Here is a 15,960-nt window from a genome sequence, read left to right on the forward strand (position 1 = left end):
ACCCCTCGGCATACTGCGTGAACCGGGGGGTGCGTGCATGCGTACGAGACCACCCCCGGCCGGGTGGCGCCGAGTTCGCCCGGCGACCTTGCTAGGGGGAACCTTGCGCAGACAAGTGAAGAGAGCGTGCGCGGCCACGGTCGCCACGGCGACCGCCGTGGCGCTCGCGGCGGGCATGGCCGGCCCCGCGTCGGCCGACGGGGAGCGCACGACCGCCGCCGCCTCGACGGGGGCGTCCGCGCCGCAGGCCAAGCACCGGATCACGCTGATCACGGGGGACCGGGTCGCCGTGGACGCCAAGGGCCGCGTGGTCGGCCTGGAGCGGGCCGAGGGCCGGGAGCACATACCGGTGCAGGTCCGCCGCACCGGCGGCCACACCCTCGTGCTGCCGGCCGACGCCGCCCGGCTGATCGCGAGCGGCAAGCTGGACCAGCGGCTGTTCGACGTCACCGAGCTGAACAAGGCCACGACCCGCGGTTCCCAGAAGCGGGGCCTGAAGGTCATCGTCGGCTACCGGGGCGGCGCACAGGCCGCCAAGGCCGACGTCCGTGACGCGGGCACGGTCCGTCGCACCCTGAAGTCCCTGAACGCGGACGCGGTGCAGACCCCGCACGAGGACACGCCCGAGCTCTGGGACGCCGTCACCAACGGTGACAGGACCGCCTCCGGCATCGCCCACGTCTGGCTCGACGGGGTCCGCAAGGCCTCCCTCGACACGTCGGTGGCGCAGATCGGCACCCCGAAGGCATGGGCGGCCGGCTACGACGGCAAGGGCGTCAGGATCGCCGTCCTCGACACCGGTGTCGACGCCACCCACCCGGACCTCAAGGGCCAGGTGACCGCGTCCGAGAACTTCACCTCCGCGGCCACCGCCGGCGACAAGGTCGGCCACGGCACCCATGTCGCGTCCATCGCGGCCGGTACGGGGGCCCAGTCCAAGGGCAAGTACAAGGGCGTCGCGCCCGGCGCGAAGATCCTCAACGGCAAGGTCCTCGACGACTCCGGCTTCGGTGACGACTCCGGCATCCTGGCCGGCATGGAGTGGGCGGCCGCGCAGGGCGCCGACGTCGTCAACATGAGCCTGGGCGGCGGTGACACGCCCGAGGTCGACCCGCTGGAGGCGGCGGTCGACAAGCTCTCCGCCGAGAAGGGCGTCCTGTTCGCCATCGCGGCCGGCAACGAGGGCCCGCAGTCGATCGGTTCGCCCGGCAGCGCGGACGCCGCCCTCACCGTCGGTGCCGTCGACGACAGGGACGAGCTCGCCGACTTCTCCTCCACCGGCCCGCGCGTCGGCGACGGCGCCGTCAAGCCGGACGTCACCGCGCCCGGTGTGGACATCACGGCGGCCTCGGCGAAGGGCAACGACATCGCCAAGGAGGTCGGCGAGAAGCCGGCCGGCTACATGACCATCTCCGGTACGTCGATGGCGACCCCGCACGTCGCGGGCGCGGCGGCGATCCTCAAGCAGCGGCACCCGGACTGGACCTCCGCGGAGCTGAAGGGCGCGCTCACCGGCTCCACCAAGGGCGGCACGTACACGCCGTTCGAGCAGGGCTCGGGCCGCGTCCAGGTCGACAAGGCCGTCGAGCAGACCGTGATCGCCGACCCGGTGTCGCTGAGCTTCGGCGTCCAGCAGTGGCCGCACACCGACGACAAGCCGGTCACCAAGGCACTCACCTACCGCAACCTCGGCACCCAGGACGTCACCCTGAAGCTGACGTCGACCGCCACGAACCCCCAGGGCAAGGCGGCCCCGGCCGGCTTCTTCACCCTGGGCGCCACCACGGTCACCGTCCCCGCGGGCGGCAAGGCCTCCGTGGACGTCACCGTCGACACCAAGCTCGGCGGCACGGTCGACGGCGCCTACTCGGCGTACGTGGTCGCGACGGGCGGCGGGCAGACCGTGCGCACGGCGGCCGCGGTGCAGCGCGAGGCCGAGTCGTACGACGTGACGCTGAAGTTCCTCGACCGCGCGGGCAAGCCGGCCTCCAACTACCTCACCAACCTCGCCGGCATCTCCGGCCTGGGCGCCGACCGGTGGTACCAGCCCTACGACGCCGACGGCACCGTCACCGTCCGCGTGCCCAAGGGCGGTTACATCCTGGACACCAGCATCCTGGTCGGTTCCGACCCGGAGAACTACCAGGGCGCCGACTGGATCGCCCAGCCGAAGCTGAACGTCACCAAGAACACGGCGATCACCCTGGACGCCCGCAAGGCCAAGCCGGTGAAGATCACCGTCCCGGACAAGGCGGTCAAGCCGGGGTTCGCCTCCGCCGACTACACCGTCGAGACGAAGGACTCCTCCTACGGCTTCGGCTGGTGGCTGGACTCGTACGACAACTTCCGCTCCGCCCACCTGGGCCCGCAGATCACCGACGGCTCGCTGAGCCAGCAGTGGGACGCGCACTTCAGCAAGGGCGCCAAGGAGCAGTACAGCACCGTCACCGGCGCCAAGGTGAAGAACCTCGCCACCGGCTACACCCGGAACTACAAGGCCGGCGAGTTCGCCACGGTGAAGGTCGGCATGGGCGCCGCGGCGAGCGGCAAGGAGGGCGCCGTCAGCCCCACGGGCTGGCTGCCCGGCAGCAGCGGCGCCTCCTCGTTCGGCAGCGAGCAGAGCCTGCCCGGCACCCGCACGCTGCACCTGTCCACCGTGGCCGGGGTGAAGTGGGACCTCGACTTCGAGCAGATCGGCGGTGCCGACGCGGAGGGCTGGCCGGTCTCCGAGGCCGGCTACCTCATCGGTTACGCGAAGGGCTACAAGGGCGGCAAGACGTACCAGGAGACCGTGAACACGGCCGTCTTCGGGCCGCGTCTCACCTCCGACTACGGCCTCTTCCGTGACGGCAACAGCATCTCCGGGCTGCTCCCGCTGTTCGCCGACGGCAAGGGCCACGCCGGCTCCTCGGTGTTCACGTCGGTCACCACCAGCCTCTACCGCAACGGCAAGAAGGTCGGCTCGCACGACGACCCGCTGTTCGGCGAGAAGGAGTTCAAGGTCCCGTCCGCGGACGCCTCCTACAAGCTGACCACCTCGGTCAAGCGCAGCGTCAAGGTCGCCGCCGCCTCCACGCGGATCGACGCGAGCTGGACCTTCCGCTCCAAGAAGACCGCCGGTGTGAAGCAGCTGCCCGCCTCCACGGTCCGCTTCCAGGCCGCCACCGGCCTGGACAGCAAGGTGACGGCCGGCAAGAAGGTCAGCATCCCGGTCACCGTCGAGGGCGCCGCCAAGGGCAAGAACCTCAAGTCCCTGTCGGTGTACGTGTCCTACGACTACGGCAAGACCTGGAAGAAGACCACGGTCACGAAGGGGAAGATCACCGTCAAGAACCCGGCGAAGGGGAAGGCCGTCTCCTTCCACGCCAAGATCGCCGACAAGAAGGGCAACAAGTCGACGATCTCGATCTACAACGCGTACTACGGCAAGTAGTCCGTGAACGGACGGCCCGCCGGAAGCACTGCTTCCGGCGGGCCGTTCCATGTCCGCTTCGATAGAGTTTTGTCATGACCGCCGCCGTGACTGCCATGATCACCGCTGTCGTCGGTGTCCTCGGCACCCTGTTCGCCCCGGTGATCGGTCAGCGCCTCACCGCACGGCAGAGGGCGGAGGAGGCCCTCGATGCCGAGGAACGCCGGCGGTACGAGGAGCGGCGCGGCGCGTACACGGCGATGAACCGCGCCTCACGCCAGTTCCACACGCTCCTCAAGGACGCCCTGCACCGCCTCCGTGACGGCGTCTACGGCGAGCACGACCGCGATCAGCTGGAGGAGGCACGGCTCGACTACCGCGACCGGTACGCGGAGGCCCAGATGATCGTTCCCGAGCGGATCCTGGACGCCTCGCGCGCCGTCAACGAGGTGCTCGCCCGGATCGACGCCGTGGTCAAGCGGCTCGACCGGCAGCGGGCCCGCGACGGCGAGAGCCCGGAACACGCCCTGCGCCAACTCAAGGAGGCCGAACCCCGGCTGTCGGCGATGCGGAGGCTGATGCGGGAGGACCTGGGCGTCGAGGGCTGAGGGCCGTCCGCCTCAGGGAGCCGTGGCGTCCGCCCCGGCCCGCCTCGCGTCCGCGCCCCAGCTGCACAGCAGCTTCAGGGCCTCCGCCGACGGCGAACCCGGCTCGGCGAAGTACGTGACCAGCGACTGCCCGGTGTCGTCGCCGGCCGGACGGAACGACTCCCACAGCAGCGCCAGCTCACCGACCAGCGGATGCCGGACGTGCTTGACGCCGTGGCTCTTCTCCTTGACGTCGTGCGCCGCCCACAGCCTGCGGAACTCCTCGCTCTTGACGGACAACTCGCCCACCAGCGAGGACAGCTGCGGGTCGTCCGGGTGGCGGCCCGCGTCCATGCGGAGGTAGGCGACCATGTCGTACGCCTTCTGCTCCCACTCCACGAACAGCTCCCGGTGGTCCGGGTCCAGGAACACCAGCCGCGCCCAGTTCCGCTCCTGCGCCGGGAGCCGCCCCCAGTCCCCGAAGACCGCCGCCGCCATCCGGTTCCAGGCGAGGATCTCCGAGCGCCGGCCCACGACGTAGGCCGGGACCGCGTCCATCGACTCCAGCAGATGCCGCAGCGCGGGGCGGGCCTGCTGGGTCCGGGCCGCCGGCTTCCGCTTCTGCCGCTTCGGCTTCGCCAGATGCGTGAGGTGGGACCGCTCGGCGTCGGTGAGGCGCAGGGCGCGCGCGATCGAGTCCAGCACCTCCGCCGACACGTTCCGCCCGTTGCCCTGCTCCAGGCGCGTGTAGTACGCCACGGACACCCCGGCGAGCTGCGCCAGCTCCTCGCGGCGCAGGCCCGGCACCCGGCGGTGCCGTCCGAAGTCCGGCAGACCCACGTCCTCCGGCTTCAGCCGGGCCCGCCGGGTACGCAGGAACTCGCTCAGTTCCGCCCGCGGGTCGAGGCCGCCGCTCGCGGGGCCGGCCGGGTGGGTGTGCTGCTCGTCCATGCCTCCAGTATTCCCGGTCGTACGCACAGCATCCTGTCCCCGTCAGTGGTACGCACAGCCAACGTAGGCAGAACCGTGGTCTGGGTAAGTCCGGGACGCGGCCGCAGGCTGGAGGCCGTGCCCGGCCGGACAGGAGACAGCCGGGCGCACGACCTCACGAGGAGACCCCCGGTATGACCACTGTCGCCGCATACGCCGTACCCGCCGCCAAGGCTCCGCTGGAGCGGACGACCATCGAGCGGCGCGCGGTCGGCGAGCACGACGTCCTGATCGACATCAAGTTCGCCGGCATCTGCCACTCCGACATCCACCAGGCCCGTGAGGGCTGGGGCGAGGCGATCTTCCCGATGGTCCCCGGCCACGAGATCGCCGGTGTGGTGTCCGAGGTCGGCCCCGGCGTCACCCGGTACGAGGTGGGTGACCGGGTGGGTGTCGGCTGCATGGTCGACTCCTGCCGCGAGTGCGACAACTGCAGGGCCGGCCTGGAGCAGTACTGCCTGAACGGCGCCACGATGACCTACAACGGCATCGGCCGGGACGGCGAGCCGACCTACGGCGGCTACTCGGAGAAGGTCGTCGTCGACGAGAACTTCGTCCTCGGCATTCCCGAGGGGATCTCGCTGGACGAGGCCGCGCCCCTGCTGTGCGCCGGCATCACCACGTACTCCCCGCTGCGGCACTGGAACGCCGGTCCCGGCAAGAAGGTCGCGATCGTCGGACTCGGCGGCCTCGGCCACCTGGCCGTGAAGATCGCGCACGCGCTCGGCGCCGAGGTGACGGTGCTGTCGCAGTCCCTGCGCAAGAAGGACGACGGGCTGAAGCTGGGCGCGGACCACTACTACGCCACCGCCGACCCGGCCACCTTCGCGGACCTGAGGGGCACCTTCGACCTGATCGTCTCCACGGTCTCCGCCCCGCTCGACCTCGACGCGTACCTGTCGCTGCTGAAGACGGACGGTGCGCTGGTGAACGTGGGCGCCCCGGAGGAGCCCGTCTCCCTCAACCTCTTCTCGGTGATCGGCGGGCGCAAGACCCTCGCGGGGTCGAGCATCGGCGGCATCCGGGAGACCCAGGAGATGCTGGACTTCTGCGCCGCGCACGGCATCGGCGCGGAGATCGAACTGATCGGTGCGGCCGAGATCGACGAGGCGTACGAGCGCGTCCTGAACAGTGACGTCCGCTACCGCTTCGTGATCGACACGGCGACGATCTGACGGCGGGGACGGCGCCGTCCCGCGGTGGGCCGGACGGCCCGTGGAGGCGGCGCCGTCCGGGCTTCAGTGGGGGAGCGTCGCCGGGCTGCCGCCGTTCGCCTCGTAGCCGGCCACCGCCAGGGCGCGGTAGACGGCGAACTCGGCGGCCGGGTCGGGGGAGAGGGTCCAGGGGAGGGCGCCCACGTGACCGTCGATGTGTATGAGCTGGCTCATGGCCTCCGCCCAGCGCTCGCCGCGGACCAGGAAGAAGACCAGCAGATGCCGCACGTGCGCCGACATCGGGTCGTCGGGACGGGCCGAGTGCACCGCGTGCAGCGCGCCGTGCATCGCCTTGGTGACGGTCTCGCTCCGGTAGAAACCGGCGACCAGGTTCACCTCGGGCAGGTGCTCGAACACCGCGAAGAGCGGCATGGCGGCGAGGAGGGAGCCCTGGGGCGCCCGCGCCGCCGCGGCCTCCGCGAACGCGTACGCCTGCTGCCGCGAGCCGTGCCACTTCTCGCACCAGTAGTGCAGCGCGGCCAGATGCGCCCCCATGTGGGCCGGGGCGCGGTCCAGGATCTTCAGCCAGACCTGCTCGAAGTCCTGCTGCGAGTAACCGAGTCCACGGGCCACCGACAGTTCCACGATGTACGGGACCGGATCACCGGGAGCCAGCAGCGCGGCCTCGCCGCACGCCGCCTTCGCCTCCTCCATGATGATCCGGAACTCGTCCGTCCCGGGCGCCGCCGTCCGCCACGCCTGCTGCACCAGGAACTCGGCGTGCACCGCGGCTCCCCCCGCGTCCTTGGGCATCTCGGTCCGCCACACCCGCAGCCACTGCCCGCCCGGCGCCTCGCTCACCCCGCCCGGCCGCTGCTGCAGTTCCAGCGAGGCCGCGCCGGCGAACGCCTGGACGCGCTGCCAGCGCGACTCGCCCTCCGCGTCCGTGCCGGCCAGCAACTGCTGCGCCGCGCGGTAGTCCTGCGTGCGCTGCACCAGGTCCAGGACGTCCAGCAGGTCCTGGTCGGGTCCCGGCATGCGGATGTCCAGCTCCTCCTCGCGGGCGAAGCGGTAGTTCGCCGGGTCCGCCGCATCCGGGTGGCCGACGGGGACCTGCATGATCGTCCCGCGCCTGCGCCGCAGATACGGCAACACCACGAAGCCGAGCATGACGAGCGCGATCAGGACCCAGAGAATCTCCATGTCACCAAGCGAACCAGACCACGCCGACAATTGGCCAACCCGGCACCGGACCTTGTGGAAAACTCCCGGCACCCGCCCGCTCCGCCCACGCCGCCCGCTCCGCGTCCGTCATCCGCACCGTGCGCGCACTACCCTCGGTGCCCATGAGCGACAGGCACATCAGTCAGCACTTCGAGACACTCGCGATCCACGCGGGCAACACCGCCGACCCCCTGACGGGCGCGGTCGTCCCGCCGATCTACCAGGTGTCCACCTACAAGCAGGACGGTGTCGGCGGACTGCGCGGCGGTTACGAGTACAGCCGCAGCGCCAATCCGACCAGGACCGCGCTGGAGGAGAACCTCGCCGCCCTGGAGGGCGGTCGCCGCGGCCTCGCGTTCGCGTCCGGACTGGCGGCCGAGGACTGCCTGCTGCGTACGCTGCTCAGCCCCGGCGACCACGTGGTGATCCCCAACGACGCCTACGGCGGCACGTTCCGCCTCTTCGCCAAGGTCGTCGCCCGCTGGGGCGTGGAGTGGTCGGTCGCCGACACCAGCGATCCCGCCGCCGTCCGGGCCGCGATCACCCCGAAGACCAAGGCCGTATGGGTGGAGACCCCCTCCAACCCGCTGCTCGGCATCACCGACATCGCCGCCGTCGCCCAGGTCGCCCGGGACGCGGGCGCCCGGCTCGTCGTCGACAACACCTTCGCCACGCCGTACCTCCAGCAGCCGCTCGCGCTCGGCGCGGACGTCGTCGTGCACTCCCTGACCAAGTACATGGGCGGCCACTCCGACGTCGTCGGCGGCGCCCTGATCACCGGCGACGCGGAACTGGGCGAGGAGCTCGCCTTCCACCAGAACGCGATGGGCGCGGTCGCCGGCCCCTTCGACTCCTGGCTGGTGCTGCGCGGCACCAAGACCCTCTCGGTCCGCATGGACCGGCACAGCGAGAACGCCACGAAGGTCGCCGACATGCTCACCCGCCACGCGCGCGTGACGAGCGTCCTGTACCCGGGGCTGCCCGACCACCCCGGCCACGAGGTCGCCGCCAAACAGATGCGGGCCTTCGGCGGCATGATCTCCTTCCGCGTGGAGGGCGGCGAGGAGGCGGCCGTCGAGGTCTGCGACCGGGCCGAGGTCTTCACGCTCGGCGAGTCCCTGGGCGGCGTCGAGTCGTTGATCGAGCACCCCGGGCGGATGACGCACGCGTCCGCGGCCGGTTCCGCGCTCGAGGTCCCCGCCGACCTGGTGCGCCTCTCCGTCGGCATCGAGAACGTCGACGACCTGCTCGAAGACCTCCAGCAGGCGCTCGGACGGTAGACCCCGGTCACCAGCCCGTCAGGGGTGGAGTCGTCTCCGACGGCGGCTCCACCCAGGGGCGGACCGTCAGCGCCCACACCACGAACGCCACGGTCACCGCCAGCAACAGCAGCCACATCGCGCGGCGGGCGAGCGTCCTGCGGCGCAGGATGCGGGCCCCGCGGCGCGCCGCGTCCGCGTGGAGTTCGGGCGGCACGTGCGGCGGCGACCGCTCCAGCATCCGCCGTACGGTCGCCTCACGCCTCATCCGGGTCATGACGGCACCGCCTTGACGCGGCCCACCGAGGGGGCCGGCCTCGGAGGCGGGCGCAGTACGGCGGCCATCGCACGATGGAAGACGGTCCGCACGCGCTCCGCGGGCAGGCCGAGCAGGGCCGCGGTCTGTTCCTCGGCGATCCCCTCGTGCAGCCGCAGTACCAGGACCAGGCGTTCCTGCGGGGAGAGCGGGGCCAGCGGGCCTTCCGTGCGGGCGCGGGAGCGGAGCGGTCCGCCGCGCCGGTGCCAGGCGCCGTTCGCGAAGCGGACCGCCAGGTACTGGCGGGTGTGGGCGTAGGGGTCCCCACCGTGCAGCCGGTCCCAGCTCGCGTACGTGTGGGCCAGCGCCAGGGTCAGCAGGCGCCGCGCGTGCGGGTTGTCGTCCGGGGGCTCGGCGGTGAACAGGGTCGCGGTGTGCAGCAGCCGTGTGCCGGCGCCCGCGACGTATGCCTCGAACTCGCGGGCGCGGAGGGCGTCCCGGGACGTGTGCCGTGGTCGCAACCGCGCCTCCCGTCGCCCTTGAGAGCCGGTCCCTCGCCGCGTGCGACGGGGACCCCGGTCTCATATGAGGACAGGGTGTGCCCTGCGGTCAAGAGCCGCGCACGCGTGACGGCGGCCGGGTTCTCCCGTACCGGGGGCGCTGTCCTCAGGGACGGGAGGTCAGGAGGCCGGTCCGTCCTCCGGGACACCCTGCGCGGACATCCGCGCGGACAACGCGCCGTTGAAGCGCGTCAGGAGCGAGCAGAACGCCTCGCGCTCCTCCGGCGCCCAGTCCTGCGTCAGCTCGTCCATCAACCGGCGCCGGGAGGAGCGCACTTCCTCCAGGCGCGACTGCCCGCGCGGGGACAGCTGGAGCACGACCGCGCGTCCGTCCTCGGGGTGCGAGGTCCGTTTGACCAGGCCGGTGTCCACGAGCGGGGCGACCTGCCGGGTGACCGTCGAGGAGTCGATGCCCATGCTCGCGGCGAGCGCCTTGACGCCCATGGGACCCTCCTTGTCGAGGCGGTTGAGCAGCAGGTACGCGGCGCGGTCCATCGAGTTGCGCACCTGGCCGACCCCGCCCAGACGCGTCTGTTCGGCACGGCGGGCGAACAACGCCACCTCATGCTGCAGCGTGTCGAGAAGACCGGTGTCACCGACGGCCGTCAGGTCCGTCCTCATGTCCATCGACATATCAGGTGTTGTGGGCATGGCCGGGGGCTCACTTCGTGGAGGGCTGCTAATTGGGGGACAGGGTACGCGGCCGGAAGACGGCCCGTACCGGCGCTGCGCAAAGCCGAGTCCGCGGGTTGGTCACACAGGTCACCGCCGCCGGTGGACTGCGATGCTGGAGTCATGAGCTACAGCACGGCCGACTCCCTGCGGACCGTCACCCTGGACGATGTGCGCGGCGCCCAGAAGATGCTCTCGGGCGTGGCACGGACGACCGCGCTGGAGGGCAGCAGGCACCTGTCCCGGCGGGTGGGCACGCCGGTGCACCTGAAGTGCGAGAACCTGCAGCGGACGGGGTCGTTCAAGCTGCGCGGCGCGTACGTCCGGATCGCCGGGCTGCTGCCCGAGGAGCGGGCCGCCGGTGTCGTGGCGGCGAGCGCCGGCAACCACGCGCAGGGCGTCGCGCTGGCGTCGTCGCTGCTCGGGGTGCGGTCCACGGTCTTCATGCCGAAGGGCGCCCCGCTGCCGAAGATCAGCGCGACCCGGGAGTACGGCGCCGAGGTGCGCCTGCAGGGCCAGGTGGTCGACGAGACGCTGGCCGCGGCGATGGAGTACGCGCACGGGACGGGGGCGGTGTTCATCCACCCCTTCGACCACCCGGACGTCATCGCCGGCCAGGGCACGGTCGGCCTGGAGATCCTGGAGCAGTGCCCCGAGGTGCGCACGATCGTCGTCGGGGTCGGCGGGGGCGGGCTGGCCGCCGGGATCGCGGTCGCGGTGAAGGCGCTGCGGCCCGATGTGCGGATCGTCGGCGTGCAGGCGGCGGGCGCGGCGGCCTATCCGCCCTCGCTGGCGGCCGGGCGTCCGGTGTCGGTGCGCAACCCGGCGACGATGGCCGACGGGATCAAGGTGGGGCGACCCGGTGATGTGCCGTTCGGGATCGTCGGCGAGCTGGTGGACGAGGTGTGCACGGTCACCGAGGACGAGCTGTCGGCCGCGCTGCTGCTCTGCCTGGAGCGGGCCAAGCTGGTCGTCGAGCCGGCCGGGGCGAGCCCGGTCGCGGCGCTGCTGAGCCGGCCCGGTGCCTTCGAGGGGCCGGTCGTGGCGGTGCTGTCCGGCGGCAACGTGGACCCGGTGCTGATGGAGCGGGTGCTGCGGCACGGTATGGCCGCACAGGGCCGCTACCTGGCCGTACGGCTGCGCCTGACGGACCGGCCGGGCGCCCTGGCCTCGCTTCTCAAGGCGTTGTCAGTGGCCGACGCTAACGTCCTCGATGTGAGCCACGTGCGGACCGACCCACGGCTCGGGCTCACGGAGGCGGAGGTCGAGCTGCACCTGGAGACCAAGGGCCCGGAGCACTGCGCGGAGGTCAACCAGGCCCTGCGCGAGGCGGGTTACACGGTCATGGACTGACGCCCGACGAGGCGTCACTCCTTCGGGCAATCCCATTGTGAGACGCGATACATCGCGTTATGGTGTGTCTCGGTGTCGGGTGCCCCACCGTGCGTCCCGCCGCCCGCGCCCGATGAAAAACCTCAGCACACCGAAGCGCGCGAACCTAGGCTTTCCGAAGAATCACGACGACGTGGAGACTCATATGCCGGGCGCCATCTATGCCGAAGGTCTGGTCAAGACCTTCGGGAACGTAAAGGCACTGGACGGCGTCGACCTCGAGGTCCCCGAGGGCACCGTCCTGGGCCTGCTCGGGCCGAACGGCGCGGGCAAGACCACCACCGTCCGCTGCCTGACCACCCTGTTGCGGCCCGACAGCGGCAAGGCGGTCGTCGCCGGCCTCGACGTGCTGAAACAGCCCGACGCCGTACGCCGCTCCATCGGCCTGTCCGGTCAGTTCGCCGCCGTCGACGAGTATCTGACCGGCCGCGAGAACCTGCAGATGGTCGGACAGCTCTACCAGATGAAGGCGAAGGCGGCGAAGGTCCGCGCGGACGAACTGCTGGAGCAGTTCAACCTCGCGGACGCCGCGGACCGCACCGCCAAGACCTACTCCGGAGGCATGCGCCGCCGCCTCGACCTCGCCGCCGCCCTGGTCGTCTCGCCGCCCGTGATGTTCATGGACGAGCCGACGACCGGCCTCGACCCGCGCAACCGCCAACAGCTGTGGGAGGTGATCAAACAGCTCGTCTCCGGTGGTACGACGCTGCTGCTCACCACCCAGTACCTGGAGGAGGCCGACCACCTGGCCCACGACATCGCGGTCGTCGACCACGGCCGGGTCATCGCCCAGGGCACCTCCGACCAGCTCAAGGCCCGCACCGGCGGCGAACGCGTCGAGGTCGTGGTGCACGAACGCGAGCACATCCAGTCGGCCTCCGCCCTCCTCGACAAGTACAGCCTGCGCGGCGCCGGCCAGGGCGACACCACGGTCGAGGACCACATGCGCAAGATCACCACACCGGTCTCCGGCGGCGCGAAGCTCCTCGCCGAGATCATCCGCGACCTCGACACCAACGGCATCGAGATCGACGACATCGGTCTGCGCCGCCCCACCCTCGACGACGTCTTCCTCTCCCTCACCGGCCATGTCGCCGAGGCCGAGGCCGAGGAGAAGGACACCAAGGAGGCCGCGAAATGAGCGCCGTCACCGACACCGTCCGGGTCACGGCCCCCGGCAACCCCATCGGCCGGTCGATCCGGGACTCCCTGGTCGTCGCCAAACGCAATCTGATCCGCATGGCCCGGATCCCCGAAGTGGTGATCTTCGGGCTCATCCAGCCCATCATGTTCGTGGTGCTGTTCTCGTACGTGTTCGGCGGGTCCATGGACATCGGCGGCAGTACGAGCCCGCAGGTCTACCGTGAGTTCCTGATGGCCGGCATCTTCGCGCAGACCGTCACCTTCGCCACCGCCGGAGCCGGGGCGGGCATCGCCGAGGACATGCACAAGGGGCTCATCGACCGCTTCCGCTCCCTGCCCATGGCGCGTGGCGCGGTGCTCACCGGCCGCACCCTCGCCGACATGGTGCAGACGGCGCTCACCCTGCTCGTGCTCGCCGTCGTCGCCCTCCTGGTCGGCTGGCGCACCCACACCAGCGTCGGCGAGGTGCTCGGCGCGTTCGCCCTGCTCCTCCTGGCCGGGTACGCGTTCACCTGGATCGGCGCGCTCATCGGCCTGTCCGTCCGCACCCCGGAGGCGGCCACCTCCGGCGGACTGGTCTGGCTCTTCCCGGTCACCTTCGTGTCGAACGCGTTCGTGGACTCCAGCAACATGACGCCCTGGCTGCGCCACATCGCCGACTGGAACCCGTTCAGCGCCACCGTGCAGGCCTGCCGCGAGCTCTTCGGCAACCCCGGGGTCTCCACCTCGGACGCCTGGCCCATGCAGCACCCGGTGTGGGCGTCGCTGATCTACTCGGTCCTGATCATCGCGCTCTTCCGGACGCTCGCCGTGCGCAAGTACCGCTCGGCGGCGGCATGACGAAGCCCCCGGCACCGCAGGGGGTGCCGGGGGCCCGCCGGGGACTCACGGGGGCGGGTCAGCCGTTGTACGGCTTCGCCTCCAGGATCTTCACCGAGGCCTTCTTGCCGTTCGGCAGCTCGTACTCCGCGTCCTCGCCGACCTTGTGGCCGATGACGCCCGAGCCCAGTGGGGACTGCGGCGAGTAGGTCTCGATGTCGGTGCTCGCGTACTCGCGGGAGGCGAGCAGGAAGGACAGCGTGTCGTCCTCGTCGCCGTCGAAGGCGATGGTCACGACCATGCCGGGCGCCACCACACCGTCGGCCGCCGGGGCCTCGCCGACCTTGGCGTTCTCGAGGAGCTGGGTGAGCTGGCGCACACGGAGCTCCTGCTTGCCCTGTTCCTCCTTGGCCGCGTGGTACCCGCCGTTCTCCCGCAGGTCGCCCTCCTCGCGCGCGGCGGCGATCTTGCCGGCGATCTCCGTGCGCGCGGGACCAGTAAGGTACGCAAGCTCGTCCTTGAGCTTGTTGTACGCCTCCTGGGTCAGCCAGGTGACGTTCTCGCTGGTCTGGGTCACAGGTGCTCCTCGTAGGTACTGGGAATACAAAGCATCGCCCTACTCAGAAGAATGTTCTTCCAGGGATGGGCGAAACCACGAGCCTAACAATTGAGTGCCCGTAGGGGGAGGACATAAGCCACCAGACTCGTGTCGGCGCAGGTCAGTGGCCAGGTATTCCCTGCGGTGTCAGTCCGTGTGGCAGCCGACGAGCTCGGCCGAGGTGCCCCGGGAGGTGGTGCGGAGCGTGACGACCTCGTCGATGCGCGTGGCGTCCTCGTCGAAGCGGAAGTCGGCGCGGCCCACCTCGGCGCCGTCCTCGGCCTGGGAGCGGACCGTGCAGTAGCCGGCGGTACCCGCGTCCTTGTGCACCTCCAGGTGCACCTTCACGAAGTCCTCGGAGGTGTCGAAACCGATCACCTCGGCGCTGATCTCGTTCTGGGCCACGTAGTGGTAGCCGAACCAGCCGATCAGCCCGAGCAGCAGCACCGACAGCACGGCGCCGACGACCTTGAGGGTGCGGTCGGCACGCTGGTCCGAGGAGCGGCCGTAACGGCCCTCGGGCAGCCGCGTGCTCGACGTACTCATGATCGTCTCCTCGGCAGGAGGGGACCGGTGTCCCCTGACAGGCCCCGGAGTGGAAAACCCCGGAATTATTCGTCCCCCGATTCGGTCACTATAGAAGCCTGTGACTGCGCCGCCGCACTGAGGGCGCCTACCGACTTGAGGATTGAGTCTTGACTGACCAGCTGCGACTGATGGCCGTGCACGCCCACCCCGACGACGAGTCGAGCAAGGGCGCGGCCACCATGGCGAAGTACGTGTCCGAGGGGGTGGACGTGCTGGTGGTGACCTGCACGGGCGGGGAGCGCGGCTCCATCCTCAACCCGAAACTGCAGGACGACGCGTACATCGAGGAGCACATCCACGAGGTACGCAAGAAGGAGATGGACGAGGCCCGGGAGATCCTGGGGGTGAAGCAGGAATGGCTCGGGTTCGTCGACTCCGGGCTGCCCGAGGGCGACCCGCTGCCGCCGCTGCCGGAGGGCTGCTTCGCCCTGGAGGACGTCGACAAGGCGGCCGGTGAGCTGGTCCGCAGGATCCGCGCGTTCCGCCCCCAGGTGATCACCACGTACGACGAGAACGGCGGCTACCCGCACCCCGACCACATCATGACCCACAAGATCACGATGGTGGCGTTCGAGGGTGCGACGGACACCGCGAAGTACCCGGAGGGCGAGTACGGCCCGGCGTACCAGCCGCTGAAGGTGTACTACAACCAGGGGTTCAACCGTCCCCGCACCGAGGCGCTGCACCAGGCGATGCTGGACCGCGGCCTGGAGTCGCCGTACGGGGACTGGCTGAAGCGCTGGAGCGAGTTCGAGCGCAAGGAGCGCACGCTCACCACGCACGTGCCGTGCGCCGACTTCTTCGAGATCCGTGACAAGGCGCTGATCGCGCACGCGACGCAGATCGATCCCGACGGGGGCTGGTTCCGGGTGCCGATGGACCTCCAGCGGGAGGTCTGGCCGACGGAGGAGTACGAGCTCGCGAAGTCTCTCGTCGATACCTCCCTCCCCGAGGACGACCTCTTCGCGGGCATCCGGGACAATGCCTGACATGAGCGCAAGCGCAAGCCTGGCATTGACCCACCTGGTCCCCCTCGCCAAGGAACTCGACGAGGACAAGGTCACCCCTGGTGTTCTCGGTTTCGTCGTCTTCGCGGTGATGGCCCTGGCGGTCTGGGCCCTGATGAAGTCCATGAACCGGCACATGGGGCGTGTCGACTTCGCCGAGTCCGAGGACCCGGGGGCGGAGAAGGCCGGGGCGACGGCCGCCGAGAAGCGGGGCTGAACCCGCGCCGACCGCGGGCAGTCGTGTCTCCCCCCAGTCCCTCGGAGGCCGGGGAGGTACCTCCGGGGCGGCGCGGGTGGGC

At 70.8% G+C, this 15,960-nt stretch carries 16 protein-coding genes; 9 read left to right on the plus strand and 7 right to left on the minus strand.

The window, feature by feature from the left end; genetic code table 11:
* Positions 1 to 103: 103 nt before the first annotated feature.
* Both ACH4VX_RS02790 and ACH4VX_RS02795 read left to right on the plus strand, forming a co-directional pair.
* Positions 104 to 3,433, plus strand: a complete 3,330-nt coding sequence (locus tag ACH4VX_RS02790) for a S8 family peptidase (protein WP_398365442.1) — start codon at positions 104 to 106, stop codon at positions 3,431 to 3,433.
* A gap of 74 nt (positions 3,434 to 3,507) precedes the next feature.
* Positions 3,508 to 4,020 carry a hypothetical protein gene (locus ACH4VX_RS02795; protein ID WP_398365444.1) on the plus strand — a complete coding sequence of 171 codons (513 nt, stop codon included), beginning with the start codon at positions 3,508 to 3,510 and terminating at the stop codon, positions 4,018 to 4,020.
* Positions 4,021 to 4,032: 12 nt separating this feature from the next.
* Here the strand turns inward: ACH4VX_RS02795 and ACH4VX_RS02800 are convergent, their stop codons facing one another.
* Positions 4,033 to 4,950, minus strand: coding sequence for a helix-turn-helix domain-containing protein (locus ACH4VX_RS02800; protein WP_398365446.1), 918 nt, complete (start codon positions 4,948 to 4,950; stop codon positions 4,033 to 4,035).
* 173 nt (positions 4,951 to 5,123) lie between these two features.
* On the opposite strand from ACH4VX_RS02800, the gene ACH4VX_RS02805 reads away from it, so the two are divergent.
* The gene (locus ACH4VX_RS02805) at positions 5,124 to 6,164 is read left to right on the plus strand and encodes an NAD(P)-dependent alcohol dehydrogenase (protein ID WP_398365448.1); all 1,041 of its coding nucleotides are present in this window, start codon (positions 5,124 to 5,126) and stop codon (positions 6,162 to 6,164) included.
* Between the two features lie 63 nt (positions 6,165 to 6,227).
* Here ACH4VX_RS02805 and ACH4VX_RS02810 read toward each other — a convergent pair whose 3' ends face one another.
* The gene (locus tag ACH4VX_RS02810; protein WP_398365450.1) at positions 6,228 to 7,346 is read right to left on the minus strand and encodes a hypothetical protein; all 1,119 of its coding nucleotides are present in this window, start codon (positions 7,344 to 7,346) and stop codon (positions 6,228 to 6,230) included.
* Between the two features lie 143 nt (positions 7,347 to 7,489).
* Between ACH4VX_RS02810 and ACH4VX_RS02815 the strand changes: the two genes are divergently transcribed.
* On the plus strand, positions 7,490 to 8,647 hold the full coding sequence (locus ACH4VX_RS02815; protein WP_398365452.1) for a cystathionine gamma-synthase: 1,158 nt from the start codon (positions 7,490 to 7,492) through the stop codon (positions 8,645 to 8,647).
* A 7-nt stretch (positions 8,648 to 8,654) separates the two neighbouring features.
* On the opposite strand, the gene ACH4VX_RS02820 is transcribed toward ACH4VX_RS02815, so the two are convergent.
* The 3 genes from ACH4VX_RS02820 to ACH4VX_RS02830 form a co-directional block, all read right to left on the minus strand.
* On the minus strand, positions 8,655 to 8,903 hold the full coding sequence (locus ACH4VX_RS02820; protein ID WP_398365454.1) for a hypothetical protein: 249 nt from the start codon (positions 8,901 to 8,903) through the stop codon (positions 8,655 to 8,657).
* A complete protein-coding gene (locus ACH4VX_RS02825; protein ID WP_398365456.1) occupies positions 8,900 to 9,403 on the minus strand; it encodes a sigma factor-like helix-turn-helix DNA-binding protein in 504 nt (167 codons plus the stop codon). The genes ACH4VX_RS02820 and ACH4VX_RS02825 overlap by 4 nt, the downstream gene beginning before the upstream one ends.
* Before the next feature lie 159 nt (positions 9,404 to 9,562).
* Positions 9,563 to 10,069, minus strand: coding sequence for a MarR family winged helix-turn-helix transcriptional regulator (locus ACH4VX_RS02830; protein ID WP_398365458.1), 507 nt, complete (start codon positions 10,067 to 10,069; stop codon positions 9,563 to 9,565).
* 168 nt (positions 10,070 to 10,237) lie between these two features.
* On the opposite strand from ACH4VX_RS02830, the gene ilvA reads away from it, so the two are divergent.
* The 3 genes from ilvA (at position 10,238) to ACH4VX_RS02845 (ending at position 13,489) form a co-directional block, all read left to right on the plus strand.
* Positions 10,238 to 11,467, plus strand: a complete 1,230-nt coding sequence (gene ilvA / locus ACH4VX_RS02835; RefSeq protein ID WP_398365460.1) for a threonine ammonia-lyase — start codon at positions 10,238 to 10,240, stop codon at positions 11,465 to 11,467.
* A gap of 184 nt (positions 11,468 to 11,651) precedes the next feature.
* Positions 11,652 to 12,647: an ATP-binding cassette domain-containing protein gene (locus ACH4VX_RS02840; RefSeq protein ID WP_398365462.1), complete on the plus strand. Its 996-nt coding sequence runs from the start codon at positions 11,652 to 11,654 to the stop codon at positions 12,645 to 12,647.
* Positions 12,644 to 13,489 carry an ABC transporter permease gene (locus ACH4VX_RS02845; RefSeq protein WP_398365464.1) on the plus strand — a complete coding sequence of 282 codons (846 nt, stop codon included), beginning with the start codon at positions 12,644 to 12,646 and terminating at the stop codon, positions 13,487 to 13,489. Before ACH4VX_RS02840 ends, ACH4VX_RS02845 begins: the two co-directional genes overlap by 4 nt.
* A 58-nt stretch (positions 13,490 to 13,547) precedes the next feature.
* On the opposite strand, the gene greA is transcribed toward ACH4VX_RS02845, so the two are convergent.
* On the minus strand, positions 13,548 to 14,045 hold the full coding sequence (gene greA, locus ACH4VX_RS02850; RefSeq protein ID WP_398365466.1) for a transcription elongation factor GreA: 498 nt from the start codon (positions 14,043 to 14,045) through the stop codon (positions 13,548 to 13,550).
* A 168-nt stretch (positions 14,046 to 14,213) separates the two neighbouring features.
* Complete coding sequence (locus tag ACH4VX_RS02855; RefSeq protein WP_398365468.1) at positions 14,214 to 14,612, minus strand: DUF4307 domain-containing protein; 399 nt, start codon at positions 14,610 to 14,612, stop codon at positions 14,214 to 14,216.
* 149 nt (positions 14,613 to 14,761) lie between these two features.
* On the opposite strand from ACH4VX_RS02855, the gene mca reads away from it, so the two are divergent.
* Both mca and ACH4VX_RS02865 read left to right on the plus strand, forming a co-directional pair.
* Entirely contained in the window at positions 14,762 to 15,643 is an 882-nt protein-coding gene (gene mca / locus ACH4VX_RS02860) for a mycothiol conjugate amidase Mca (RefSeq protein ID WP_398365470.1), read from the plus strand.
* A complete protein-coding gene (locus ACH4VX_RS02865; protein WP_398365472.1) occupies positions 15,636 to 15,878 on the plus strand; it encodes a hypothetical protein in 243 nt (80 codons plus the stop codon). Before mca ends, ACH4VX_RS02865 begins: the two co-directional genes overlap by 8 nt.
* Positions 15,879 to 15,960 lie beyond the last annotated feature (82 nt).

It is taken from the genome of Streptomyces sp. NPDC020731, from assembly GCF_044334705.1.
Lineage (GTDB): Bacteria > Actinomycetota > Actinomycetes > Streptomycetales > Streptomycetaceae > Streptomyces.